Annotated in this window: 22 protein-coding genes, 1 rRNA gene and 1 riboswitch; of the genes, 4 read left to right on the top strand and 19 right to left on the bottom strand. The window is 69.8% G+C overall.

The genetic code is table 11. The features are described from left to right. Positions 1–33 precede the first annotated feature (33 nt). Positions 34–240, top strand: a complete 207-nt coding sequence (locus ABT296_RS19695) for a DUF5999 family protein (RefSeq protein ID WP_351928953.1) — start codon at positions 34–36, stop codon at positions 238–240. 152 nt (positions 241–392) lie between these two features. On the opposite strand, the gene ABT296_RS19690 is transcribed toward ABT296_RS19695, so the two are convergent. From ABT296_RS19690 to kdpF, 7 genes are all read right to left on the bottom strand, one after another. Continuing rightward, positions 393–1,157 (bottom strand): carbohydrate ABC transporter permease, encoded by a 765-nt coding sequence (locus ABT296_RS19690; protein WP_351929230.1) that lies wholly within the window; start codon positions 1,155–1,157, stop codon positions 393–395. A 68-nt stretch (positions 1,158–1,225) separates the two neighbouring features. After that, positions 1,226–2,224 carry a carbohydrate ABC transporter permease gene (locus tag ABT296_RS19685; protein ID WP_351928951.1) on the bottom strand — a complete coding sequence of 333 codons (999 nt, stop codon included), beginning with the start codon at positions 2,222–2,224 and terminating at the stop codon, positions 1,226–1,228. A 6-nt stretch (positions 2,225–2,230) separates the two neighbouring features. After that, the gene (locus tag ABT296_RS19680) at positions 2,231–3,526 is read right to left on the bottom strand and encodes an extracellular solute-binding protein (protein ID WP_351928949.1); all 1,296 of its coding nucleotides are present in this window, start codon (positions 3,524–3,526) and stop codon (positions 2,231–2,233) included. Between the two features lie 370 nt (positions 3,527–3,896). Then, positions 3,897–4,565 carry a potassium-transporting ATPase subunit C gene (locus ABT296_RS19675; protein ID WP_351928947.1) on the bottom strand — a complete coding sequence of 223 codons (669 nt, stop codon included), beginning with the start codon at positions 4,563–4,565 and terminating at the stop codon, positions 3,897–3,899. A gap of 4 nt (positions 4,566–4,569) precedes the next feature. Then, positions 4,570–6,684: a potassium-transporting ATPase subunit KdpB gene (kdpB, locus tag ABT296_RS19670; protein ID WP_351928945.1), complete on the bottom strand. Its 2,115-nt coding sequence runs from the start codon at positions 6,682–6,684 to the stop codon at positions 4,570–4,572. Further along, the gene (kdpA, locus tag ABT296_RS19665) at positions 6,684–8,345 is read right to left on the bottom strand and encodes a potassium-transporting ATPase subunit KdpA (protein ID WP_351928943.1); all 1,662 of its coding nucleotides are present in this window, start codon (positions 8,343–8,345) and stop codon (positions 6,684–6,686) included. Before kdpA ends, kdpB begins: the two co-directional genes overlap by 1 nt. Before the next feature lie 8 nt (positions 8,346–8,353). Then, the gene (gene kdpF, locus ABT296_RS19660; protein WP_033264828.1) at positions 8,354–8,443 is read right to left on the bottom strand and encodes a K(+)-transporting ATPase subunit F; all 90 of its coding nucleotides are present in this window, start codon (positions 8,441–8,443) and stop codon (positions 8,354–8,356) included. A gap of 334 nt (positions 8,444–8,777) precedes the next feature. Between kdpF and ABT296_RS19655 the strand changes: the two genes are divergently transcribed. Beyond that, positions 8,778–9,176, top strand: a complete 399-nt coding sequence (locus ABT296_RS19655; RefSeq protein WP_351928941.1) for a TOBE domain-containing protein — start codon at positions 8,778–8,780, stop codon at positions 9,174–9,176. Between the two features lie 94 nt (positions 9,177–9,270). Further along, entirely contained in the window at positions 9,271–9,690 is a 420-nt protein-coding gene (locus ABT296_RS19650) for a TOBE domain-containing protein (RefSeq protein ID WP_351928939.1), read from the top strand. Positions 9,691–9,760: 70 nt separating this feature from the next. On the opposite strand, the gene gcvP is transcribed toward ABT296_RS19650, so the two are convergent. Further along, positions 9,761–12,646, bottom strand: coding sequence for an aminomethyl-transferring glycine dehydrogenase (gcvP, locus tag ABT296_RS19645; RefSeq protein WP_351928937.1), 2,886 nt, complete (start codon positions 12,644–12,646; stop codon positions 9,761–9,763). Between the two features lie 176 nt (positions 12,647–12,822). Beyond that, positions 12,823–12,919, bottom strand: a riboswitch (glycine riboswitch). 113 nt (positions 12,920–13,032) lie between these two features. On the opposite strand from gcvP, the gene ABT296_RS19640 reads away from it, so the two are divergent. After that, complete coding sequence (locus ABT296_RS19640; RefSeq protein ID WP_351928935.1) at positions 13,033–13,407, top strand: PRC-barrel domain-containing protein; 375 nt, start codon at positions 13,033–13,035, stop codon at positions 13,405–13,407. Between the two features lie 88 nt (positions 13,408–13,495). Here ABT296_RS19640 and ABT296_RS19635 read toward each other — a convergent pair whose 3' ends face one another. The 11 genes from ABT296_RS19635 to rrf form a co-directional block, all read right to left on the bottom strand. After that, positions 13,496–14,887 carry a DNA polymerase IV gene (locus ABT296_RS19635; RefSeq protein ID WP_351928933.1) on the bottom strand — a complete coding sequence of 464 codons (1,392 nt, stop codon included), beginning with the start codon at positions 14,885–14,887 and terminating at the stop codon, positions 13,496–13,498. Between the two features lie 78 nt (positions 14,888–14,965). Further along, a complete protein-coding gene (locus ABT296_RS19630; RefSeq protein ID WP_351928931.1) occupies positions 14,966–15,649 on the bottom strand; it encodes a MerR family transcriptional regulator in 684 nt (227 codons plus the stop codon). 260 nt (positions 15,650–15,909) lie between these two features. Next, positions 15,910–16,383 (bottom strand): bifunctional nuclease family protein, encoded by a 474-nt coding sequence (locus ABT296_RS19625; RefSeq protein ID WP_004002801.1) that lies wholly within the window; start codon positions 16,381–16,383, stop codon positions 15,910–15,912. An 83-nt stretch (positions 16,384–16,466) separates the two neighbouring features. Beyond that, positions 16,467–17,204, bottom strand: a complete 738-nt coding sequence (gene ftsR / locus ABT296_RS19620) for a transcriptional regulator FtsR (protein ID WP_351928929.1) — start codon at positions 17,202–17,204, stop codon at positions 16,467–16,469. A gap of 19 nt (positions 17,205–17,223) precedes the next feature. Beyond that, entirely contained in the window at positions 17,224–18,159 is a 936-nt protein-coding gene (locus ABT296_RS19615; protein WP_351928927.1) for a zinc-ribbon and FHA domain-containing protein, read from the bottom strand. 61 nt (positions 18,160–18,220) lie between these two features. Beyond that, positions 18,221–19,054 (bottom strand): DUF881 domain-containing protein, encoded by an 834-nt coding sequence (locus tag ABT296_RS19610; RefSeq protein WP_351928925.1) that lies wholly within the window; start codon positions 19,052–19,054, stop codon positions 18,221–18,223. 5 nt (positions 19,055–19,059) lie between these two features. Next, positions 19,060–19,392, bottom strand: a complete 333-nt coding sequence (locus ABT296_RS19605) for a small basic family protein (protein WP_003988855.1) — start codon at positions 19,390–19,392, stop codon at positions 19,060–19,062. Next, positions 19,389–20,309 carry a DUF881 domain-containing protein gene (locus tag ABT296_RS19600; RefSeq protein ID WP_351928923.1) on the bottom strand — a complete coding sequence of 307 codons (921 nt, stop codon included), beginning with the start codon at positions 20,307–20,309 and terminating at the stop codon, positions 19,389–19,391. The genes ABT296_RS19605 and ABT296_RS19600 overlap by 4 nt, the downstream gene beginning before the upstream one ends. A gap of 98 nt (positions 20,310–20,407) precedes the next feature. After that, entirely contained in the window at positions 20,408–22,903 is a 2,496-nt protein-coding gene (locus tag ABT296_RS19595; RefSeq protein ID WP_351928922.1) for a sugar phosphate nucleotidyltransferase, read from the bottom strand. Positions 22,904–23,020: 117 nt separating this feature from the next. After that, complete coding sequence (gene clsA, locus ABT296_RS19590; protein WP_351928921.1) at positions 23,021–23,629, bottom strand: cardiolipin synthase ClsA; 609 nt, start codon at positions 23,627–23,629, stop codon at positions 23,021–23,023. Positions 23,630–23,739: 110 nt separating this feature from the next. Beyond that, positions 23,740–23,844, bottom strand: a 5S ribosomal RNA gene (gene rrf, locus ABT296_RS19585); the annotation flags it as partial.

Below are 23,844 nucleotides of genomic sequence, written 5' to 3'. Positions count from 1 at the left end.
ATGAACAACACGACAGAGCGAAAGATCCCACCCATGTGCCAGCACCAGACACCGTGTCCCTCCGCAGACTCCGCCGACCGGGAGTCCGCCCGCCTCGTGGCGCACCACCCGGAACAGGGCTGGAGCCTGCTGTGCAACGGCGTTCTGCACTTCGAGGACACCGGTGAGCTCCTGCCCGACGGGCAGATCATCGCCCCGCACCGCCCGTTGGGCGCCGGCCAGGTGATGACCGCGGCCTGACCGCGGCCGGGCGGTCCGCCGACCGCCCGGAGACCCAGGGGGCCGGCCGCAGACCCGTTCTGCGCACCGGCCCCGACGCGTGTCCGGCGCCGGTCACTGCACGTAGTCCCCCGTATCTGCTGCGGTTTCGGCCCCGCCCGCCACCTCGCGGGTCACCCCTTCGTCGCGCCGGCGGTCAGGCCGCCGACCAACTGGCGCTCGGCGACCGAGTAGAAGGCCAGGGCCGGCACCATCGCGAGGACGAGATAGGCGAAGACCCGGGCCACGTCCTGCGAGTACTGCCCCTGGAACTGCTGCACCCCGATCGGGATCGTCCACCACGTCGGCTCGTTGAAGACCAGCAACGGCAGGAAGAAGTTGTTCCAGCTGGTGACCACGGCGAGGACCGACACCGTGCCCAGCGCGGGCCGCGCCATGGGCAGCAGCACCCGCCAGAAGAAGCCCAGCGGCCCGCAGCCGTCGAGCGTGGCGGCCTCCTCCAGCTCGCCGGGGATCTGCCGGAAGAAGCCCCGCAGGATGATGATGGTCATCGGCAGTCCGAACGCCGCCTGCGGCAGGATCACACCGAGCGGGTTGTCCAGCAGGTTCATCGAGCGCAGCAGCAGGAACAGCGGCAGCGCCGCCACCGCGAAGGGGAACATCAGCCCCATCGTGAAGACCGTGAACAGCAACTCCCGGCCGCGGAAGGCGAACCGCGCGAAGGAGAACGCGGCGAGCGCCGAGGCCGCCACCACGATCAGCGTGGTCGCCACCGCGATCAGGGTGCTGTTGCCGACCAGCCGCCAGAAGTCGCCGGAGGCGAGAACTCCGGTGTAGTTCCCGGTCACCCACGGGTCGGGCAGCCCGATGGGGTTGCGGGAGAGCTGGTCGGTGGACTTGAAGCCGGAGATCACCGCGTAGAGCAGCGGGACGCCCATCAGCGCGCCGACCGCGATCAGGACGAGGTGCAGCGGAAGCCCGCGCCCCCGGTTCTTGTGCCGGACGCTCACTTGCCGCCTCCCCGCATGGTCGTGGTCGCACCCTCCAGGTCCCGGCGGAGCACGAACCGCTGGTAGGCGAGGGCGAAGACGAGGCTGATGCCGAACATGACCACGCTGATCGCGCCGGCGTAGCCGACCTGGTAGCGCTTGAAGCCGAACTGGAACATGGTCACGGCCATCGTCTCGGAGTGGTGGTCGGGGCCGCCCGCGGTGACCACCCACACCAGGTCGAAGAGCTGGATCGACCCGATGACGGAGAGGAACACGCTGATCCGCAGGGTCGGCGCGAGCAGCGGCACGGTGATGCTGCGGAACCGCTGCCAGGGACCGGCGCCGTCGATCAGCGCCGCCTCGTGCAACTCCTTCGGTATGGACTGGAGTCCGGCCAGGTACAGCATCATGTGGAAGCCGAAGTACTTCCAGGTCATGACGAGGAACAGGGTGGCCATCACCATGTCCGGGTCGGCGAACCACTCACCGCCCAGACCTTCCAGGCCGACCCCGTCGAGGACGTGGTCGGCGAGGCCCTCGCCCGGGGCGAAGATCATGGCGAACAGCACGCCGGTGATGGCCTCGGAGAGCACGTACGGCGCGAAGAAGAGCATCCGGTACACCGCCCGGCCGCGCATCCGCTGGTTGAGCGCGACGGCCATGGCGAGCGCGAACGGCAGCTGCAGGGCCAGCGAGAGCACGATCAGGACGAGGCAGCGCCAGAGGTCGCCGAGGAAGACCGGGTCGTCGAGGAGCCGGGTGAAGTTGTCGACGCCGATGTAGTCGGAGGGCATGCCGAAGCCGCCCCACCGGAAGAAGGAGGCGTACAGGGCGAAGAGGATCGGCAGCAGCACCAGGACGCCGAACAGCACGAGCGCGGGCACCTGGAAGGAGACCGCGGTGAGCCAGGCCAGCGCCCGCCGCCGGGCCCGCTCCCGGACCGCGTCGGGGGCCGGGAGCGGGGCGTCCGGGTCCGGACCGGTCCGCCGGTCCGGGAGGAAGGTGGACGTCATCGGCGGCTACTGCTCTTCCTTCGCGACGGCGGTGATCGAATCGCCGACCTGCTCGGGCGACTTGGACCCGGCGATCAGCGCTCCCACGCTGTCGTTGACCTCCTGGCCGACGGCGGGCGCGTACGCCTGGTCGAGGTAGAGCTGGAAGCCGGTGGCGGCCGTCAACTCCTTGTGCACCGCCTTGATGTTGGGGTCCGTGAGGGCGCTCTCGGCGGCCGGGACGACCGGCAGCACCCCGGTCTTCTCGACCAGCTCCCGGTCGGTCGCCTCCGAGGCGAAGAACTTCAGGAAGTCCACGGCCGCCTGCGGGGCGCCGCTGCGCAGGGCGTGGCCGCCGCCCCCGCCGAACACCTCGGTGATCGCTCCCCGGCCGCCCTCCACGGCCGGGAAGGGGAAGAAGCCGAGGTCGTCGCCGATGCCCTTGCCGGCGTCGGCCTGGACGACGGGCGCCCACTGGCCCATGAGCTCCATCGCGGCCTTGCCGTTGCCGACGGTGGCCGCCTGCCCGGTCGGGCCTGAGTAGGAGGCGCCGAGGAACCCCTTCTGGAACGGCTCCAGTTCGACCAGTTCCTTGAGGTGCTCGCCGGCCTGGACGAGCCCGGGAGAGGTGAAGTCCTTGTCCTCGTCGGCCTTGCGCAGGGCGTCCGCTCCGGCGGTGCGCATCGCCAGGTAGGACCAGTAGTACATCCCGGGCCACTTCTCCTTGCCCGCGAGGGCGAGCGGGGTGACACCGGCGGACTTCAGCCGTTCGACCGCCTCCAGGAAGGCGCTCCAGGTGGCCGGGGGCGCGCTGATGCCGGCCTGCTCGAAGAGCGCCTTGTTGTACCAGAAGCCGATCATCCCGATGTCGAAGGGAATGCCGTACAGCTTCTCGTCGAGGAGGTAGGGCTGTCTGGCGACCGGCAGCAGTCCCTCGGCCCAGGCCTCGGTGCGGTCCGTGAGGTCCTCGACCAGTCCGGCCTCGACCTGCTGGCGCAGGACGCCGCCGCCCCAGGTGTGGAAGATGTCCGGGAGTTCCCCGGAGGCGGTCAGCGCCGTCATCTTCGACTTGTAGGCGTCGTTCTCGAACTGAACGATCTTCACCTTGACCTTCGGGTTCTGGGCCTCGAACTTCCGCGCCAGGCCCGCCCACACGTCCTTCGTGGGCTGGGTGGTGGAGATGTTCCACCACTCGATGGTGGTCGTGCCGTCGGACGACCCCCCGTCCGAGTCGCCGCCGCAGCCGCTCAGTGCCGTCATGCCCAGACCGGCCGCGGCGGAGGCCGCCAGGAAGCCGCGGCGGGAGAGTGCCGGGTCGCCCATCATGCGCTCCTTGTGCTCGGGACGGCGCGTCCGCTCCGCCCACCAGGGATTTCGAAAGTTTCGATGCAAATCCAGAAAGCTTCGCTGCTGCCGCACCCTAGAGACAGCGCTCGATGGGTGGCAACCCCTTGCGCACGGGGAATCCGCAGCCGACTCGCCCGTACCTGCTGGGGAGTTGGGCTCAAGGGGCCCCAGAGCCCCGCGTACGGGTTGGGAGCGGACTTCGGAGGGTGTGCCGAAACATTCGGCCTGACTGGCGAACCTTACGAACAGCGGCGAACCTTGCGGGGCAGGACGCGGGACGCCGACGGGGCCGGGACGTCGTACTCGTCCCGGCCCCGCCGACTCCCGTTCGCGCCGACCGGCGCGATCAGCTCTTCGCCACGAGCGCCTTGAGGGCGATGTTCAGTTCGAGGACGTTCACCCGGGGCTCGCCCAGGAACCCGAGCGTGCGCCCCTCGGTGTGCCGGTCCACGAGCGCCTGCACCTGTTCGGGCGTCAGTCCGTTCCGCTCGGCGACCCGGTGGACCTGGAGGTCCGCGTAGGCCGGGGAGATGTCGGGGTCCAGTCCGGAGCCGGAGGAGGTCACCGCGTCGGCGGGCACGTCCGACGGCTCGACCCGGTGGTCGGCGGTGGAGTTGTCCTCGACGACGGCGGCCTTGGCCTCCTTCACCCACCGGACCAGTTCCTCGTTGTCCCCGGACCGGTTGGTGGCGCCGGAGAGGATCAGCGCGTACTGGGTGTTGACGCTGTTGGTGCCGAGTCCGTTCTGCGGCCGGCCCTGGAACCACTTCAGATCGGGCTCCGGGGTCTCCCGGCCCTCCTTCAGCGGCAGGTTGTAGGTCTGCCCGATCAGCGAGGAGCCGACGACCCTGCCGTCCGCTTCGACTTCGGAGCCGTTGGCCTTGCCGTTGAAGAGGGCCTGCGCGACGCCGGTGACGACGAGCGGGTAGAGCACGCCCGTCACCAGGGTCAGTACGAGGAGGGCGCGCAGGCCCGCCCCGAGCAACCGGGCGGTGTTGGATACGGAGTTGTTCATCGCGTCAGCCGATTCCGGGGATGAGGGAGAGAAGCATGTCGATGGCCTTGATGCCGATGAAGGGCGCGACCAGACCGCCGAGGCCGTAGATCCCGAGGTTGCGGCGGAGCATCCGGTCCGCGCTCGTCGGGCGGTACCGGACGCCCTTCAGGGCGAGCGGCACCAGGGCGACGATGATCAGCGCGTTGAAGACGACCGCCGACAGGATCGCGGAGTCGGGCGAGGACAGGTTCATGATGTTGAGCTTGTCCAGGCCCGGGTGGACGGCCGCGAACAGCGCCGGGATGATCGCGAAGTACTTCGCGACGTCGTTGGCGATGGAGAAGGTCGTCAGCGCGCCCCGCGTGATCAGCAACTGCTTGCCGATCTCGACGATCTCGATCAGCTTGGTCGGGTCGGAGTCGAGGTCGACCATGTTGCCGGCCTCCTTCGCGGCCGACGTACCGGTGTTCATGGCCACGCCGACGTCCGCCTGCGCGAGCGCGGGAGCGTCGTTGGTGCCGTCGCCGGTCATCGCGACCAGCTTCCCGCCGGCCTGCTCCCGCTTGATGAGCGCCATCTTGTCCTCGGGAGTCGCCTCCGCGAGGAAGTCGTCGACGCCCGCCTCCTCGGCGATCGCCTTGGCCGTCAGCGGGTTGTCACCCGTGATCATGACGGTCCTGATGCCCATGCGGCGCAGTTCGTCGAACCGCTCCCGCATGCCGTCCTTGACGACGTCCTTGAGGTGGACGACGCCCAGGACCCGGGCCCCGGCTCCGTCCTCGACGGCGACGAGCAGCGGTGTTCCGCCGGCCTCGGCGATCCGGTCGGCGAGCGCCGCGGCGTCGTCCGCGACCCGGCCGCCCCGCTCCTCGACCCAGGCGATGACCGAACCGGCCGCGCCCTTGCGGATCATGCGCCCGTCGACGTCCACGCCCGACATCCGGGTCTGGGCGGTGAAGGCCGTCCAGGTCGCGCCGGCGAGTTCGCCCCGGGGCCGCTCGCGCAGACCGTACCTCTCCTTGGCCAGCACGACGACGGAACGCCCCTCCGGGGTCTCGTCGGCCAGCGAGGAGAGCTGGGCCGCGTCGGCCAGCTCGGCCTCCGTGGTCCCGCGCACCGGGACGAACTCGGCGGCCTGGCGGTTGCCGAGGGTGATGGTGCCGGTCTTGTCGAGCAGCAGGGTGGAGACGTCACCGGCCGCCTCGACCGCTCGCCCGGACATCGCGAGCACGTTGCGCTGGACCAGCCGGTCCATGCCCGCGATGCCGATGGCGGAGAGCAGGGCGCCGATGGTGGTCGGGATGAGGCAGACCAGCAGGGCGACGAGGACGACCATGGTCAGGTCGGCGCCCGCATACTCGGCGAACGGCGGCAGGGTCGCCACGGCCAGCAGGAACACGATGGTCAGCGAGGCGAGGAGGATGTTCAGCGCGATCTCGTTCGGCGTCCTCTGCCGGGCCGCGCCCTCGACCAGGTTGATCATCCGGTCGATGAAGGTCTCCCCCGGCTTCGTCGTGATCCTGATGACGATGCGGTCGGAGAGGACCTTCGTGCCGCCGGTGACCGCGGACCGGTCGCCGCCGGACTCCCGGATGACGGGCGCCGACTCACCGGTGATCGCCGACTCGTCGACGGAGGCGACGCCCTCGACGACGTCACCGTCGCCGGGGACGATGTCGCCGGCCTCGCAGACGACCAGGTCGCCGATGCTCAGCTCGGTGCCGGCGACCACGGAGCCGTCCGCCCGACGGGCCACGGTGTCGGTCTTGGCCTTGCGCAGGGTGTCCGCCTGCGCCTTGCCCCGCCCCTCGGCGACCGCCTCGGCCAGGTTGGCGAAGATCACCGTCAGCCACAGCCAGGCGCTGATCGTCCAGCCGAACCAGTCGCCCGGGTCCCCGAAGGAGAACAGGGTCGTCAGCACGGACCCCACCAGCACCACGAACATCACCGGGGACTTGACCATCACCCGCGGATCGAGCTTGCGGAAGGCGTCCGGCAGCGACCTGACCAGTTGCCCGGGGTCGAACAGGCCCCCGCCGACACGGCCTTCGGAGGGCTTGTGCCCGGTGGGCGCGTCGGGGTGGGGCGCCAGGGTGGGAGTGGACATGGCGTCCTGTTTCTGTACGTCGGTGGTCATCACGCCAGCCCTTCGGCGAGCGGGCCCAGTGCGAGGGCCGGGAAGTAGGTCAGCCCGGTGATGATGAGGATCGCCCCCACCAGCAGACCGGTGAACAGCGGCTTCTCGGTGCGCAGGGTGCCCGCCGTGACGGGGACCGGCCGCTGCCCGGCGAGCGAGCCGGCCAGCGCCAGCACGAACACCATCGGCAGGAACCGGCCGAAGAGCATGCACAGGCCGAGGGTGCTGTTGAACCACTGCGTGTCCGCGTTCAGACCGGCGAAGGCCGAGCCGTTGTTGTTCGAGGCGGACGTATAGGCGTAGAGGATCTCGGAGAATCCGTGCGCCCCGCTGTTGGTCATCGAGTTCGCCGGGGTGGGCAGCGCCATCGCGAGGGCGGTGAAGACGAGCACCAGCGCCGGGGTGACGAGGATGTAGCAGGCGGCCAGCTTGATCTCGCGGGTGCCGATCTTCTTGCCGAGGTACTCGGGCGTCCGTCCGACCATCAGACCGGCGATGAACACCGCGATGATCGCCATGATCAGCATGCCGTAGAGGCCGGAGCCGGTGCCGCCGGGCGCGATCTCGCCCAGCATCATGCCGAGCATGGTGATGCCGCCGCCGAGGCCGGTGAAGGAGGAGTGGAAGGAGTCGACCGCGCCGGTGGAGGTGAGCGTGGTCGAGACGGCGAAGATCGAGGAGCCGCCGATGCCGAAGCGGAGTTCCTTGCCCTCCATCGCCCCGTTCGCCAGCTCGAACGCCGGGCCGTGGTGCGTGAACTCGGTCCACATCATCAGGGCGGTGAAGCCGAGCCAGATGGAGCCCATCGTGGCGAGGATCGCGTACCCCTGCTTCACCGAGCCGACCATCAGACCGAAGGTGCGGGTCAGGGAGAAGGGGATGACCAGGATCAGGAAGATCTCGAACAGGTTGGAGAAGGGGGTGGGGTTCTCGAAGGGGTGGGCGCTGTTGGCGTTGAAGTAGCCGCCGCCGTTGGTGCCCAGCTCCTTGATGGCCTCCTGGGAGGCGACCGCGCCGCCGTTCCACTCCTGCGTGCCGCCCGTGAACTGGCCGACCCCGTGGATTCCGGCGAAGTTCTGGATGACACCGCAGGCGACGAGCACGACCGCGGCCACGGCCGCGAGGGGCACCAGGATGCGGACGGTGCCGCGCACCAGATCGGCCCAGAAGTTGCCGAGTTCACCGGTGCGGGAGCCTGCGAAGCCCCGGACGAGGGCGACCGCGACGGCGATGCCGACGGCCGCGGAGACGAAGTTCTGCACGGCGAGGCCGGCGGTCTGCACGACGTGGCCCATGGCCTGCTCGCCGTAGTACGACTGCCAGTTGGTGTTGGTCACGAACGACACGGCCGTGTTGAACGCCTGGTCCGGGTCGATCGAGGCGAAGCCCAGGGAGCCGGGCAGGACGCCCTGGAGCCGCTGGAGCGCGTAGAGGAAGAGGATGCCGACCACGGAGAAGGCGAGCACCCCGCGCAGATACGCGGGCCAGCGCATGCGGGTGTCGGGGTCGGCTCCGATCCCCTTGTAGATCCACCTCTCCACCCGCCAGTGCCGGTCGGAGGTGTACACCCTGGCCATGTGGTTGCCGAGGGGGACGTGGGCGAGCGCCAGCGCCGCTATGAGTGCGGTCAGCTGGAGGACGCCGGCGAGTACGGGACCCATGGCTGTTCTCAGAACCTCTCCGGGAAGACAAGGGCGAGGACGAGATAGCCCAGCAGGGCGACGGCGACCACCAGGCCGACGATGTTCTCGGCGGTCACAGCTTCGCCACCCCCTTGGCGACGAGGACCACCAGCGCGACAGCCGCGATCGTGGTGACGACGAAGGCCAGATCGGCCATCGTGAGCTCCTGGAGTGTGAGGTTCGGTCGGAGAGGGACGATTGAAGGAAACCTCTGCTGTGACCGGAAACGACCGCCGTTGACGGCTCCCTTACGGAGCAGGGCTCGCCTTTGACGGGTCTCTTACGGCACCGCCGCCCACTCCGTCACACGACCGCTGACCAGGGGCAAGGCCGCCCCCACTCCCCCACGGCCCCGGTCCGCGGTGCGTCCTCGCGCGGGGGCCGCCGGGCCGACGCCCTATCGTGACCGGCATGCAGTCCTACACCATCGGCCAGGCCGCACGACTCCTCGGCGTCAGCCCCGACACCGCCCGCCGCTGGGCGGACGCGGGCCGGGTGGCCACCCACCGCGACGACAGCGGCCGGCGCCTCATCGACGGACGGGACCTGGCCGCGTTCTCGGTGGAACTGGCCAAAGCGTCCGCCACGCCCGACGAGGAGACCTCGTACACCTCCGTCCGCAACGCCTTTCCCGGCATCGTCACCGCGATCAAACTTGGCGACGTGGCGGCGCAGGTGGAGATCCAGGCGGGCCCCCACCGACTGGTGTCGCTGCTGACCCGCGAGGCCGTGGAGGAGCTGGGACTGGAGGTCGGCATGGAGGCCACGGCCCGGGTGAAGTCGACAAACGTACACATCGACCGCACCTGACACCCGGCGACGCACACTCGCGTACATACCGGGATCAAAACCCCCACCCGACTACCGTGGGACGCCCCCGTTCCGCCCGAAGGCGAGGCGCCCCATGCCCCTGAGCATCCGCAACCAGCTGCCCGGCACCGTCACCGCCGTCACCCCCGGCGAGGTCATGGCGACGGTCGGGGTGGACCTCCCCGGAGGTCACCACCTCACCGCCGCGATCACCCGGGAGGCGGCCGAGGACCTCTCCCTCACCCCGGGCTCGAAGGTCCGCGCCCTGGTGAAGTCGACGGAGGTCTCCCTGGCCACGGCCCCCGTGACGGGCCTGTCGATCCGCAACCAACTCCCGGGCACGGTGAGCGGGATCGCCACGGGCGGCGCGATGACCACCGTGCGCATCACGACGACCGGCGGCGAACTCACCTCCGCCATCACCACCGACGCGGCCACCGAACTGGGCCTGACCCCCGGCACCCCCGTCGTCGCCCTGATCAAGTCGACCGAGGTCTCCCTGGCCACCCCCTGACACGAAAAGGGCTCCGCCCGGGCCACAACAGCCCGGGCGGAGCCCTTCACTCGACTTCGACTACCGCCGATCAGTCCTCGTAGGCGTCCAGCGGCGGGCAGGAGCACACGAGGTTGCGGTCACCGAAGGCCTGGTCGATCCGGCGCACCGGCGGCCAGTACTTGTCGGCCGCCGAGACCCCGGCCGGGAAGACGGCGTCCTCACGGCTGTACCCGTGCTCCCACGCCCCGCCCAGCGAAGCGGCGGTGTGCGGGGCGTTGCGCAGCGGGTTGTCGTCCTCGGCCCACTCGCCGGAGCCGACCTTCTCGATCTCCCCGCGAATGGCGATCATCGCCTCGCAGAAACGGTCCAGCTCGATCAGGTCCTCGGACTCGGTCGGCTCGATCATCAGCGTGCCGGCCACCGGGAAGGACATCGTCGGCGCGTGGAAGCCGTAGTCGATCAGGCGCTTGGCCACGTCGTCGACGCTGACGCCGGTCGCCTTGGTCAGCGGCCGCAGGTCGATGATGCACTCGTGCGCGACCAGCCCGCCCGGACCGGTGTAGAGCACCGGGAAGTGCGGCTCCAGCCGCTTGGCGATGTAGTTGGCGCTGAGCACCGCGACCTGCGTGGCCCGCTTGAGCCCCTCGCCGCCCATCAGCCGCACGTACGACCACGAGATCGGCAGGATGCCCGCGGAACCCCACGGCGCCGCCGAGATCGGCCCGACCCCGGTCTCGGGCCCGGCGCTCGGCTGCATGGGGTGGTTCGGCAGATACGGCGCCAGGTGCGCCCGCACACCCACCGGACCGACGCCCGGACCGCCGCCGCCGTGCGGGATGCAGAAGGTCTTGTGCAGGTTGAGGTGCGAGACGTCGCCGCCGAAGTGGCCGGGCTTGGCCAGCCCCACGAGCGCGTTGAGGTTGGCCCCGTCGACGTAGACCTGCCCGCCGGCCTCGTGCACCTGGGCGCAGATGTCCGCCACGTGCTCCTCGAACACACCGTGCGTCGACGGGTACGTGATCATCAGCACCGACAGCTCGTCCCGGTACTGCTCGATCTTGGCCCGCAGGTCCTCGACGTCGATCTCGCCGTCCTCGGCGGTCCTGACCACGACGACCTTCATGCCGGCCATCACGGCGCTGGCCGCGTTGGTGCCGTGCGCGGAGGACGGGATCAGGCAGACGGTGCGCTGCAGGTCGCCGTTGGCGCGGTGGTAGCCGCGCACGGCCAGCAGTCCGGCCAGTTCGCCCTGCGAGCCGGCGTTCGGCTGGAGGCTGACCCTGTCGTACCCGGTGACCTCGGCGAGGCGGTCCTCCAGCTCGCGGATGAGCGTGAGGTAGCCCCCGGCCTGCTCCTCGGGCGCGAAGGGGTGCAGCTGCCCGAACTCGGGCCAGGTGACCGGCTCCATCTCGGTCGTCGCGTTGAGCTTCATGGTGCAGGAGCCCAGCGGGATCATGCCGCGGTCCAGCGCGTAGTCACGGTCGGCGAGCCGGCGCAGGTAGCGCAGCATGGCCGTCTCGGAGCGGTGCTGGTGGAAGACCGGGTGGGTGAGGAACGCGTCCTCGCGCACCAGGCCCTCGGGCAGCGCGTCGGCGGCGGCCGCGTCCAGCGCCTCGACGTCGCCCTCGACCCCGAAGGCGCTCCACACGGCGGCGAGCTGGGCCCGGCCGGTGGTCTCGTCGCAGGCCGCGGAGACGTGGTCGGCGTCGACGAGGTGCAGGTTGACGCCGTTGTCGCGGGCCGCGGCGACGACCTCGGCGGCCCGTCCGGGCACCCGCGCGGTGACGGTGTCGAAGTAGGCGCCGTGCACGACCTCGACCCCGCCCGCGGTGAGCCCGGCGGCAAGGATCGCGGCGTACCGGTGGACGCGCCGGGCGATGCCCTTGAGGCCCTCGGGCCCGTGGTAGACGGCGTACATGCCGGCCATGACGGCGAGCAGCACCTGCGCGGTGCAGATGTTGCTGGTCGCCTTCTCCCGGCGGATGTGCTGCTCACGCGTCTGCAGCGCCAGCCGGTACGCCTTGTTGCCGTCTGCGTCCACGGAGACCCCGACGAGCCGTCCGGGCAGGCTGCGCGCGAACTTCTCGTGGACGGCCATGTAACCGGCGTGCGGGCCGCCGAAGCCCATGGGGACACCGAACCGCTGCGTGGTGCCGACGGCGATGTCCGCGCCGAGCGCACCCGGCGAGGTCAGCAGCGTCAGGGCGAGCAGGTCGGCGGCGACGGTGACGAGCGCGCCGAGTCCGTGGGCCTGCTCGATGACGGGCTTGATGTCCCGCACGGCACCGGAGGCGCCCGGGTACTGGATCAGCACGCCGTTGATCTCACGCGCGGCGATCTCGGCCGGGATGCCGTCGCTGAGGTCGGCGACGACGACCTCGACGCCGGTCGGCTCGGCGCGCGTCTCGATCACCGCGATGGTCTGCGGCAGCGCGTCCGCGTCGATCAGGAACAGGCCCTTCTTGTTCCTGCCCATGCGCCGGGACAGCGCCATGGCCTCGGCGGCGGCCGTCCCCTCGTCGAGCAGCGAGGCCCCGGAGGTGGGCAGCCCGGTGAGCTCGGCGACCATCGTCTGGAAGTTCAGCAGCGCCTCCAGGCGCCCCTGCGAGATCTCCGGCTGGTACGGCGTGTAGGCCGTGTACCAGGACGGGTTCTCCATCACGTTGCGCAGGATCACCGGCGGGGTGAAGGTGCCGTAGTAGCCGAGCCCGATCATGGAGTCGAGCACCTGGTTGCGGTCGGCGAGCGACCGCAGCTCGGCGAGCACCTCGGCCTCGGTCCGGGCGCCCGGCAGCGCGAGCGAGTCGGCGTTCTTGATCACATCCGGTACCGCGGCGGCGGTGAGCTCGTCCAGCGAGCCGTATCCGACCTGGGCGAGCATCTTGGCCCGGGCTTCCTGGTCAGGTCCGATGTGACGCTGCTCGAAGGGGATGCCCGACTCGAGCTCGGAGAGAGGAATGCGGTGGGCGGTCATTGCGGAGGCCTCCTGGTCTGACGCGACCGGTGGGGGGCACCACGGCACGGGTACCCGGACGGCCTCCCCCTCTGTCATCTCAACCTGAGAGCTTCACCGGGGTCCCGAAGGGCACCCGGCTTTCACCGTCGGTGAGAGCGGACACCGTCGACACCCGCTCTGCTTTCCAGAGTGACCTCGTCCGTGCGGTACGTGGGCCTGAGAGATTCCGGGGAGGATTTGCTCCTTCGGCGCCTCCGGATGGTGTCCGAAGGACTCTCCCGCACGGGGTCAGCAGCCGCTTGAAGCGTACCAGCGAGGTCAACGTCCAGGCGTTCGAGTGGCCGCCTCACCCGATGTGCTCTTTTGTAGTGCTTACGGATGATTCGCGAGCAAGTGGAGGGCCCGTGCAGACCGACATCGATCCGCGCAACCTGATCGGCCGCAAGGCCTTCGACCAGAACGGCACGAAGATCGGCACGATCGACGAGATCTACCTCGACGACGCGACCGGCATACCGGAGTGGGCCGCCATACGCACCGGCCTGTTCAGCAGGGACGCCTTCGTCCCCCTGGAGCCCAGCGAACTGGTCGAGGGCACCCTGCACGTCCCCTTCGAACGCGCCCTGATCAAGGACGCCCCCGACTTCGGGGTGGGCCGCCACCTCTCCCCCGAACAGGAACTCCAGCTCTACCACCACTACGGTCTGGACATCACGTCACCCCCGCCCCCGGACCACGACTTCGGCAACCTGGCGGGCACCGAGGACAAGGACACCTGACCCGCGCACGCGCCCTGCCGTCGCGCCGCCGAGCCGAACGGGTGGCACACGGGCCCCCGCCCACGCGTTCCGTCCTGCCGTCCGCGGCTCAGGCGTGCGCCCCGTCCACGGCGACACCGTCCATCCCGACCCCGGGCTCCGCCTCCACCAGCGGCAACGGCTCCGCCACCGCCAGCGCCGGATCGTCCACCCGGAACGTCCGCACCCGCCCCACCTCCGAGGCCGGCGTCTCGAACCGCACCGTTACCCGCCCGAGCCCGCTGCCCTGCACCCAGCCGTGCCCGTACTCGGCGTGCCTGACGTCATGGCCGGCGGGCCACCGCCGCTCCCCCGGCACCTCGGCCTCCCCCGGCCCGCCGGGCTCCCGCTCGCCCTCCTCCGCCGTTTCGCGCGCCGTCTCCAGCTCCCCCGCTGCCTGCGCGAACAGGTCCTCCTGCGTGTAGTCGGCGAGCCCGCTGACCCCGACCCCCAGCAGCCGCACACCCCCGGTGGTGTCCACCGACTCCAGCAGCCGCGCGGCCGCTTCCCGCACCACCGCCGGATCGTCCGTGGGCCCGCGCAGCGTCTCGGACCGCGTCAGCGTGGAGAAGTCGTAGCGCCGCACCTTCAGCACGATGGTCCGCCCCGACAGTCCGGCCCCCCGCAGCCGCCGCACACACCGGTCGGCCAGCCGCTGCACCTCCACACCCACCCGCACCCGGTCATGGATGTCGACGTCGTACGTGTCCTCCACCGACACCGACTTCGTCTCCCGCTCGGCCACCACCGCCCGCTCGTCACGGGCCAGCGCCATCGCGTACAGCGCGTGGCCGTGCGCCTTCCCCAGCAGCCGCACCAGCTCGTCCTCGCCGGCCTCGGCGAGTTCGCCGACCGTGTGGATGCCCGCCCGCCGCAGATGGTCCCCGGTGGCCGGCCCCACCCCCGGCAGGGTCCGCACGGACATCGGCGCCAGCAGCGCCCGCTCGGTGCCCGGCTCGATGAGCACCAGACCGTCCGGCTTGGCCCGCTCGGAGGCGATCTTCGCCAGCATCTTGGACGCGGCCAGCCCCACCGACCCCGTCAGCCCCGTGACAGCCCGTATGTCGGCGCGCAACCGCACGCCCGCCAGCAGGGCCGAGTCGGCGTCCCAGGCCGCTTGACCCGCCTCCAGATCGACGAACGCCTCGTCCAGGCTGAGCGGCTCCACCAACGGCGACAACGCCCGCAGCAGCCCCATGACCTGTTCGCTGATCGACCGGTAGAACCCGAAGCGCGGCACGAGATACGCGGCGTTCGGAGCCAGCCGCCGCGCCTGCGCCATCGGCATCGCCGAGTTGACGCCGAAGACCCGCGCCTCGTACGACGCCGTCGCCACCACACCGCGCGGCCCCAGCCCGCCCACCACGACGGGCTTCCCGCGCAGACTGGGCTTGGACGCCTGCTCCGCCGAGGCGAAGAAGGCATCCATGTCCAGATGCAGGATCGTGGGCGCGCTTCTCACATCTCCGATGCTGCCCTACGCCACTGACAACGGGGCCCACCGGCCGGCGGCCCCGAGGGGTGTCGCGGCGCCCCGCGCTCACACGGCCCGGTTGCGCCGCCGCGCCAGCTCGTCCGCGGGGTTCTGGCCGACCAGCGTCTCGCCGGTGTCGATCCGCTCGCCGTGCAGTTGCGACAGAGCGCTCTCCACATCCCGCCACACCACGCCGACGGCGATCCCGAAGATGCCCTGGCCGCCCTGGAGCAGCGCGTGCACCTCGTCGGGCGAGGTGCACTCGTAGACCGTGGCGCCGTCGCTCATCAGCGTCATGCGCTCGAGATCCTGGAAGCCCCGCTCCCGCAGATGCTGAACCGTGGTCCGGATGTTCTGCAGGGAGACCCCGGTGTCCAGGAACCGCTTGACGATCTTCAGGACCACGACGTCCCGAAAGCTGTACAGCCGCTGCGTCCCCGACCCGTGCGCGGGCCGCACACTCGGCTCCACCAGCCCGGTGCGGGCCCAGTAGTCCAGTTGCCGGTAGGTGATCCCGGCCGCCGCGCAGGCCGTCGGGCCGCGATAGCCGATCTGTTCGGTCGCCATGGACGTAGCCCCTCCACCGCTCGGCACTGCCGCCGGCAGCTGCGGGGCGCGCTCGGCCGCGCCACCCGGTTGGGGGTACCCCCCGTTCGGGCGGAACCGTGAGCCGGGGGGAGGGTACGGACCGCTCTCCCCGAAACCGCGTCCGGGGGCACCCCCAGCCGTACCGTCGCCGCTGCTTCTCACGCCGACCTCCGTCCTTGACCTGCCTTCTCGACGGTAGGCAGTCACCAGGGGTGCGTCAACGATCGCCACACTCGGCACGCCGAGTGATAATCACCCTAGGAGTGGTTTCCCGTACCCAACCGCGGGGAAAGGCTAGCCGAATGCGCTGGGAGCGGGCCGCAGGACGCTCTCACTCGCCGCTGGCAATTGCCGAGGTTTCGGGCCCGCCGCCGCCCCCGGCCATCCGCCGGGACCGAGGTCCGCCGGGTCGCAGGGGTCTCTCACTGGCTGCTGGTACCGAAGTCCTCGGGCGAGATCTGGTCGAGGAACTCGCGGAACTTCTCCACCTCGTCCTCCTGCTCGTCCGGGATCGCGATGCCGGCGTCGTCGAGCACGCCGTCACTGCCGTAGATCGGCGTACCCGTGCGCAGGGCGAGCGCTATCGCGTCCGAGGGGCGCGCGCTCACCTCGACGCCGCTGGCGAAGACCAGCTCGGCGTAGAAGACGCCCTCGCGCAGGTCCGTGATGCGCACTTCGGTGAGCTCCTGGCCGACGGCTTCCAGCACGTCCTTGAACAGGTCGTGGGTCAGCGGCCGGGCGGGGGCCATGCCCTGCTGGGCGAAGGCGATGGCCGTCGCCTCCCCCGGCCCGATCCAGATGGGGAGGTAGCGGTCGCCTCCCACTTCGCGCAGGAGCACGATCGGTTGGTTGGAGGGCATTTCGACCCGGACACCTACGACATCGAGCTCGTTCACACAGCAACCCTAGGCCGTGCTCGGGATGTTTGGGTAGTCGGGCCGGAAACGGGCCGTCGATCCGGCCCCGCCGGACAGGCCGCTCAGGGCAGCCGCACCCCGAGCGCGGTCTTCACCAGCGCGGCGTGCAGTTTGACCGTGAGTCCCGCCAGTTCCTTGGTGCGCGCCTCGGCGTGCGCCCTGGTCTGCGGGTTGCGATGGCGCTTGAGCGGCGCGACGACCTGGTCCACGAGCCCGGCCTCACGGTCCGCGGCGGCCTTCATCGCCCGCAGGTGCCGGGGCTCGATCCCGAAGCGCCCCAGCTCGGCGACGAGCGCCGCCACGGTGGCCGCCTCGGCGTCGTACGCCCCGTCGGGCAGCGGAGCGATCAGCCCGTAGGACTCCCACTCCTTGAGCTCCGGCTCGCCGATCTCGGCCGCGGCCATCAGCTCGGCACGCCCGATCCGGGCCGCCGTACGGGCGTCCGCGGGCTCTGCCGCGTCCTCCCCGTCGCGCTGACGGGCCAGGGACGGCAACGGCAGGGCCTCGCCGCGCTCCATGGCGTCCAGATGCTCCCTGATGACCTTCAGGGGCAGATAGTGGTCCCGCTGCATCCTCAGCACATGACCGAGGCGCTCGATGTCGCCGGCGCTGAACTTGCGGTACCCCGAAGGGGTGCGCTGCGGCTCGATGAGGCCCTCGGACTCCAGGAACCTGATCTTGGAGATGGTGACTTCGGGGAACTCGTCGCGCAGCGCGTTCAGGACCGTGCCGATGCTCATCAGCCCGTTGTCCGTGGCGGCGGCGCCGTGTCCGGCACCGCCGCTCGGTGTTTGAAGCATGGACCTACTCCGGGGAGGGTCAGTAGCCCCGCTGGCTCGCGTAGAAGACCAGTCGGTACTTGCCGATCTGCACCTCGTCGCCGTTGGACAGGGCGACCTGGTCGATCCGCTCGCGGTTGACGTACGTGCCGTTCAGGCTCCCCACATCGGCGACCGTGAACGAGCCGTCCGGACTCCGGCGGAACTCCACGTGCCGGCGGGAGACGGTGACGTCGTCCAGGAAGATGTCGCTCTGCGGGTGACGGCCGGCCGTGGTGAGGTCGCCGTCCAGCAGGAAGCGGCTGCCCGAGTTCGGACCACGGCGCACCACCAGGAGCGCGGAGCCGAGCGGGAGCGCCTCGACGGCCGCCTGCGCCTCGGGGGACAGCGCCGGGACCTGCGTCTGCCCCGTGACCTCGGCGTCGTAGGCCTCGAGACCGGAGATGGAGATCGTGGAAGTGGTCTCGGACGGACGCTCGGGGACGGCACCCGCCCTCAGCGGCGCACCGCAGTTGGAACAGAAGCGGCTGTTCTCCGCGTTGCGGTTACCGCACCTCGTGCACACCAGGGCCGACATGGACGGATCCTCCTGCCGCGGCTGCCCCACCGGGGCGTTGGACGCATACGGGTCGGCGGAAAACCCTCCACCCGCACTTGAGGCTGACGGTTGCCCGAAACCTATGCCTCCGGCCTGAGCAGGGTCAACCGACGACGCGCCCTGACCACCCACCTGGTCCCTGAACAGCGGGCGCTGGCCCTCCGCGTCGGGCTGCGCGCGATGACGCGCGGTGGCGTTGTCGTTGCCCTCTCGCGCGCTCTTGCCGAACAACTTCGCAAACAACTTCACGGGCGATTCCCCTTGACTGAAACAGACCCGCCCGTGGGGCAGGACGAACCCTGACTGCACACTCCGGCCGACCCGGACATCTTCACAACGTCCCTGTCCACCAGACAGTTTCCACCACGCACCACCCATTCGGTGCGCCGACCCCCCGCAACCTCATGCCCTCGCCGGACGTCCCCCATGCACCCCCGGTTCACCGCGATGACGACCGAGCGTAGTCAGGCCGCTCCGCGGCTCGCAAGGCGTCCACAACGATCTTGTCCGATCGCTCCACGGTCACGGTGGCCTGCTCCTTCTCCAAGGTCTGCACCACGCCTCCAGGGATGTTGAGCGCCGGCTCCAGGTCCTGCGGCTTGCCGATGACCTTGAAACGATAGGGTGCGTTGATCTTGTTCCCGTCGACGCTCACGGAGTTCCCCGATTCCGTGAGGTACGTGCCCGCCACCACGCGTACCCCGTTCACCTGGATCGCCTCCGCGCCGGCCGCACGCAACTCCTGAATGGCGTCGAGCAGCATGTCCGCCTCGACCGTCCCCTTCGTGTCGTCGATGGTCATCGTGATGCCGGGACCCTGCGCGGCCACGGTGCCCGCCAGGATGCCGAGTTGCTTCTCCTTCTCGACCGTCTGCCGACGGGCCTCCTCGGCCTGGTTCGAACTGTTCTCCAGTTCGTCCCGCTGGTTCTCCAGTCCCTGCTTCTCGTCCTCAAGACGCTGAGTACGGTCATCCAGTTCATCGAGGATCCGGACGAGATCTTCCTGACGTGCCCCGCGCAGGGCGTCGTCGCCGTCACTGTTGGACGCCACCTGGACGGCCAGGCCGAAGCCGAGGCCGAACAGCAGCAGCGCGACGATCAGTTGGGCCCGCGTGACCCGCGGCGGCCACAGTCCCTTGGCGAGCCGCTGCCGCCCGGTGAGGCCGGGCTGGGGCTCGGGGGTCTCCTCCGGCGCCTCGGGCACCGTGGCGGGAACCTCCTCGGGCAGTTCCTTGCGCAGCCTGTTCTCGGGCGCCTCGTCCTGGTCGCTCATCGGCCTCACGCCCGGAACACATGCCGGCGGATGGCCGCGGCGTTGGAGAAGATACGGATGCCGAGCACCACCACGACGCCGGTGGACAGCTGCGCCCCCACGCCCAACTTGTCGCCGAGGAAGACGATCAGCGCGGCGACGACCACGTTGGACAGGAACGACACCACGAAGACCTTGTCGTCGAAGATGCCGTCGAGCATGGCCCGCAGACCACCGAAGACGGCGTCCAGCGCCGCCACGACGGCGATCGGAAGATAAGGCTCGACGACCGCCGGAACCTCGGGCCGGACCAACAGGCCGGCCACGACTCCCACGACGAGGCCCAGTACGGCGATCACGATGTGCCCTTCTCGGTTTTCTCGGATTTCCCGGTGGTCGGCTGTGCCGTTCGTACGGTCACACTGGGTGCTGCGGGCAGCCGGAGATCCCCCTCCACGGAGATCGCGGTCCGGATGCCGAAGTTCTCCTGAAGGGCGTGCAGGTACAGCCCGTCGGCGCTGTCCTGGAACCTGGCGGCGAGCCGCTCCCCGTCCCCCACCGCGAGCACCGTGTACGGCGGCACCAGCGGCCGGTTGTCGACCAGTATCGCGTCGCCCGCGGCCCTGATCGCCGACAGCGCCGTCAGCCGCTGCCCGTTGATGGAGATCGCCTCGGCCCCCGACTCCCAGAGCCCGTTCACCACACGCTGCATGTCCCGGTCGCGCACCCGCCCGGTGTCCGAGAAGCCCGAGGTCTCCCTGGGGCCCCCGTCGCCGCCCGTGCCGGAGCCCTTGGCATCGTCCACGACCAGCTTCACCCCGGGACCGTGCACCTCCACGGCGCCGGCCAGGATGCCCATCAGATCGCCGTGGTCGCCGCCGCCGCTGTCCCTGAGCGCCTCGCGCTGGCGCGCGCCGACATCGGCGCGCAGGTCCTCGACGTCGTCTTCTAGCGCGTCCGCGTCCTCGGTCTCCTGATCGATCCGGTCGATCAGTTCCTCGCGCTCCTTCGCCACCACGGGAGCGGCGACCCGGGCCTGCGCGGCGCCGACCGTCACCACGAGCGCGGCGAGCACCAGTCCCGCCGCGAGCCCGAGCTTGGCCCGCAAGGTCTTGGGCATGCCCCCGTCAGCCGCCTGCTTCCTGGCCGCCGCCTCGGCGTATCCGTCGTCGAGGCTGTGATCCATGACGTTGTTGAGCAGCGACATGGAGGCGTCCGGGCGCGCGGGGCGCGGAGGAGTGCTCCGAACGGGGGGCTGCTGCGGCATGCCGCACATCGTCGCACGTCGCGACCAGTACCTCCGAATGGCCCCACCCGCGTGCCGGACAGGCCCCCTTGGGGACACATGTCCGGCACGCGCGTGTAGGACCCGTTTCAGCTTCCGGCGCTGTCCACCACGGCCGACCACTCGTCGAGCAGGGCCTGCGCGGAGGCGTCGTCCGGCCCCTCCGCCCACAGATGGGTGACCGCCTCCGCCGGGTCCGGCAGCACCATCACCCAGCGCCCGTCCGTCTCGACCACGCGTACCCCGTCCGTGGTGTCCACGGAGCGGTCTCCGGCCGCCTCCACGACCCGCCGCATGACGAGCCCCTTGACCGCCCACGGAGTCGCCAGGTCCCGCTTGAGGACGTGCGCACGCGGAATCCGCGCGTCGATCTGGCTGAGGGTGAGCTGCGTCCTGGCCACCAGCCCGATCAGCCGCACGAACGCCGCCGTGCCGTCGAAGACGCTGCTGAACTCGGGGACGATGAAGCCGCCCTTGCCGTCACCGCCGAAGATCGTGGTCTCGTCGCGCCCGACCCGCGTGAGGTCGTCGGGCGACGTGGTCGTCCACTCCACCTGAGTGCCGTGGTACGCGGCCACCTGCTCGGCGATCCTCGTCGTCGTCACCGGCAGCGCCACCCGGCCACTGCGCCGCTCGGCGGCCACCAGGTCGAGCATGACCAGCAGCGCCCGGTCGTCCTCGACGATCCGCCCCTTCTCGTCGACCAGGGACAGCCGCTCACCCACCGGGTCGAACCGCACACCGAACGCGGCCCGCGCGGAAGCGACGATCTCACCGAGCCGCACCAGCCCCGACCGGCGCGCGTCAGCGGTCTCCGTGGGCCGGGACTCGTCCAGACCCGGATTGATCGTCAGCGAGTCGACGCCGAGCTTGCCCAGCAGGCTCGGCAGCACAAGGCCGGCACTTCCGTTCGACGCGTCCACGACGACCTTGAGCCCGGAGTCGGCGATCCCGGTCGTGTCGACGTTCCGCAACAACGAACCCGTGTACGAGTCGAAGACGCTGGCCGGGAAGTGCAGGTCACCGATCTCCCCGGGGAACGCCCGCCGGTACTCCTGGCGCGAGAACACCCGGTCCAGCTTGCGCTGGCTGCCCTGCGACAGATCGGCGCCCTGCCCGTCGAAGAACATGATGTCGACGGAGTCCGGCACCCCGGGTGTCGTCCGGATCATGATCCCGCCGGCACTCCCGCGCGCGGTCTGCTGCCGCGCGACGGGCAGCGGCACGTTCTCCAGGTCCCGTACGTCGATGGCGCTCGCCTGGAGCGCGCTGATCACCGCCCGCTTCAGGGCCCGGGCACCCCGGGAGTGGTCACGGGCCGTCGTCACCGTCGACCCCTTCTTCAGGGTCGTCGCATAGGCACCGGCGAGGCGTACGGCCAGCTCGGGCGTGATCTCCACATTCAGGATTCCCGACACGCCGCGCGCACCGAAGAGATGCGCCTGGCTCCGCGATTCCCAGATCACCGACGTGTTGACGAAGGCGCCGGCCTCGACGACCTTGAACGGGTAGACCCGCACATTGCCCTGGATGATCGATTCTTCACCGACGAGACACTCGTCGCCGATGACCGCGCCGTCCTCGATCCGGGCCGCGCGCATGATGTCGGTGTTCTTTCCGACGACACAGCCCCGAAGGTTGCTGTGCTGGCCGACGTACACGTTGTCGTGCACGACGGCCTTGTGCAGAAAGGCCCCGGTCTTCACGACGACGTTGGAGCCGATGACCGTGTGCTCCCGGATTTCGGCGCCGGCCTCGACCTTCGCGTAGTCCCCGATGTAGAGCGGGCCACGGAGTACGGCGTCGGAATGCACCTCGGCACCTTCCGCCACCCATACGCCGGGCGAGATCTCGAACCCGTCGATCTCGACGTCGACCTTGCCCTCCAGGACGTCGGCCTGCGCCTTCACATAGCTCTCGTGGGTGCCTACGTCCTCCCAGTAGCCCTCCGCGACATAGCCGTAGATCGGCTTGCCTTCCTTCATCAGCTGCGGGAAGACGTCGCCGGACCAGTCGACGGGGACATCGGCCTCGACGTAGTTGAAGACCTCGGGCTCCATGACGTAAATGCCGGTGTTCACGGTGTCCGAGAAGACCTGTCCCCAGGTCGGCTTCTCGAGGAACCGCTCGACCTTTCCGTCCTCGTCGACGATGGTGATGCCGAATTCCAGTGGATTCGGTACGCGCGTCAGACAGACGGTGACGAGCGCACCCTTCTCCTTGTGGAATCGGATCAGCTCGGTGAGGTCGAAGTCGGTGAGGGCATCGCCGGAGATGACGAGGAAGGCGTCGTCCTTCAACGCCTCTTCGGCGTTCTTGACACTTCCCGCGGTACCGAGTGGCTTCTCCTCGTTGGCATAGCTGAGCTCCATTCCGAGCTCTTCGCCGTCACCGAAATAGTTCTTGACCAAAGAGGCCAGGAACTGGACCGTAACGACGGTCTCGTTCAGCCCATGCCTTTTGAGCAGCCGCAGAACGTGCTCCATGATCGGCCGGTTGGCCACCGGCAGGAGCGGCTTGGGCATGCTTGAGGTCATGGGGCGAAGGCGAGTGCCTTCGCCGCCAGCCATCACGACGGCCTTCATGTCGGAAGCGTCCTCCTCAAAGAGACGACGGTCTAGCCGACTTCACCCGTCCAGATTGTCCCGCACTTTCGCTCCGCGGGCCATCGAGCCGCTGTGGGGTCGCTACAAGGGGCGAGTTCAATCGGCCGTGGCGTCCGCACGTACCAGGCGGCGGACCTGAACCACATAGAGGACTCCTGCCCACCAGTAGAGCGTTGTACCCCATCCGGCGAACGCCCATCCGAAAATCGCAGCGAGTGACGCAAGCCACCCGCTTCCGTCACTGAGCAGGAGCAACGGGAAGGCGTACATCAAGTTGAAAGTAGCCGCCTTCCCCAGGAAGTTCACCTGGGGCGGCGGATAGCCGTGGCGCCTGAGGATGCCCACCATCACCAGCAGAACCAGTTCTCGCGCGAGAAGTACTGCTGTCAACCAGATGGGCAGAATCTCGCGCCAGGTCAGTCCGACCAAAGTCGAGAGAATGTAGAGCCGGTCGGCTGCCGGGTCGAGGAGCCGGCCCAGGCTGCTGATCTGGTTCCAGCGCCGCGCGAGCTTGCCGTCCAGATAGTCACTGATGCCGCTGAGCATCAGCACCAGCAGCGCCCAGCCGTCGGCCTTGGGGCCCCCGAACTCCGGCCAGAGGATCAGCCACAGGAACAGCGGCACACCTAGGAGCCGCGCCATGCTGAGGATGTTGGGGATGGTGAGGACCCTGTCCGTCTGGACCTGGGTCTCCTGGACCTCCACCCGGGGGCCTCCAGTGGGGAAACGTGCGAACGATGCCCCCTGACCTTACCTCAACGCAAAAAAGCTCTGGCTCCTGGGCGCATTGCCCAAGAGCCAGAGCTATAAAAGGAGTTCGGCGGCGTCCTACTCTCCCACAGGGTCCCCCCTGCAGTACCATCGGCGCTGTGAGGCTTAGCTTCCGGGTTCGGAATGTAACCGGGCGTTTCCCTCACGCT

The organism is Streptomyces sp. NPDC000983 (assembly GCF_040299205.1).
Classification (GTDB): Bacteria; Actinomycetota; Actinomycetes; order Streptomycetales; family Streptomycetaceae; genus Streptomyces.
This window is presented reverse-complemented; position numbering and strand designations above follow the sequence as displayed.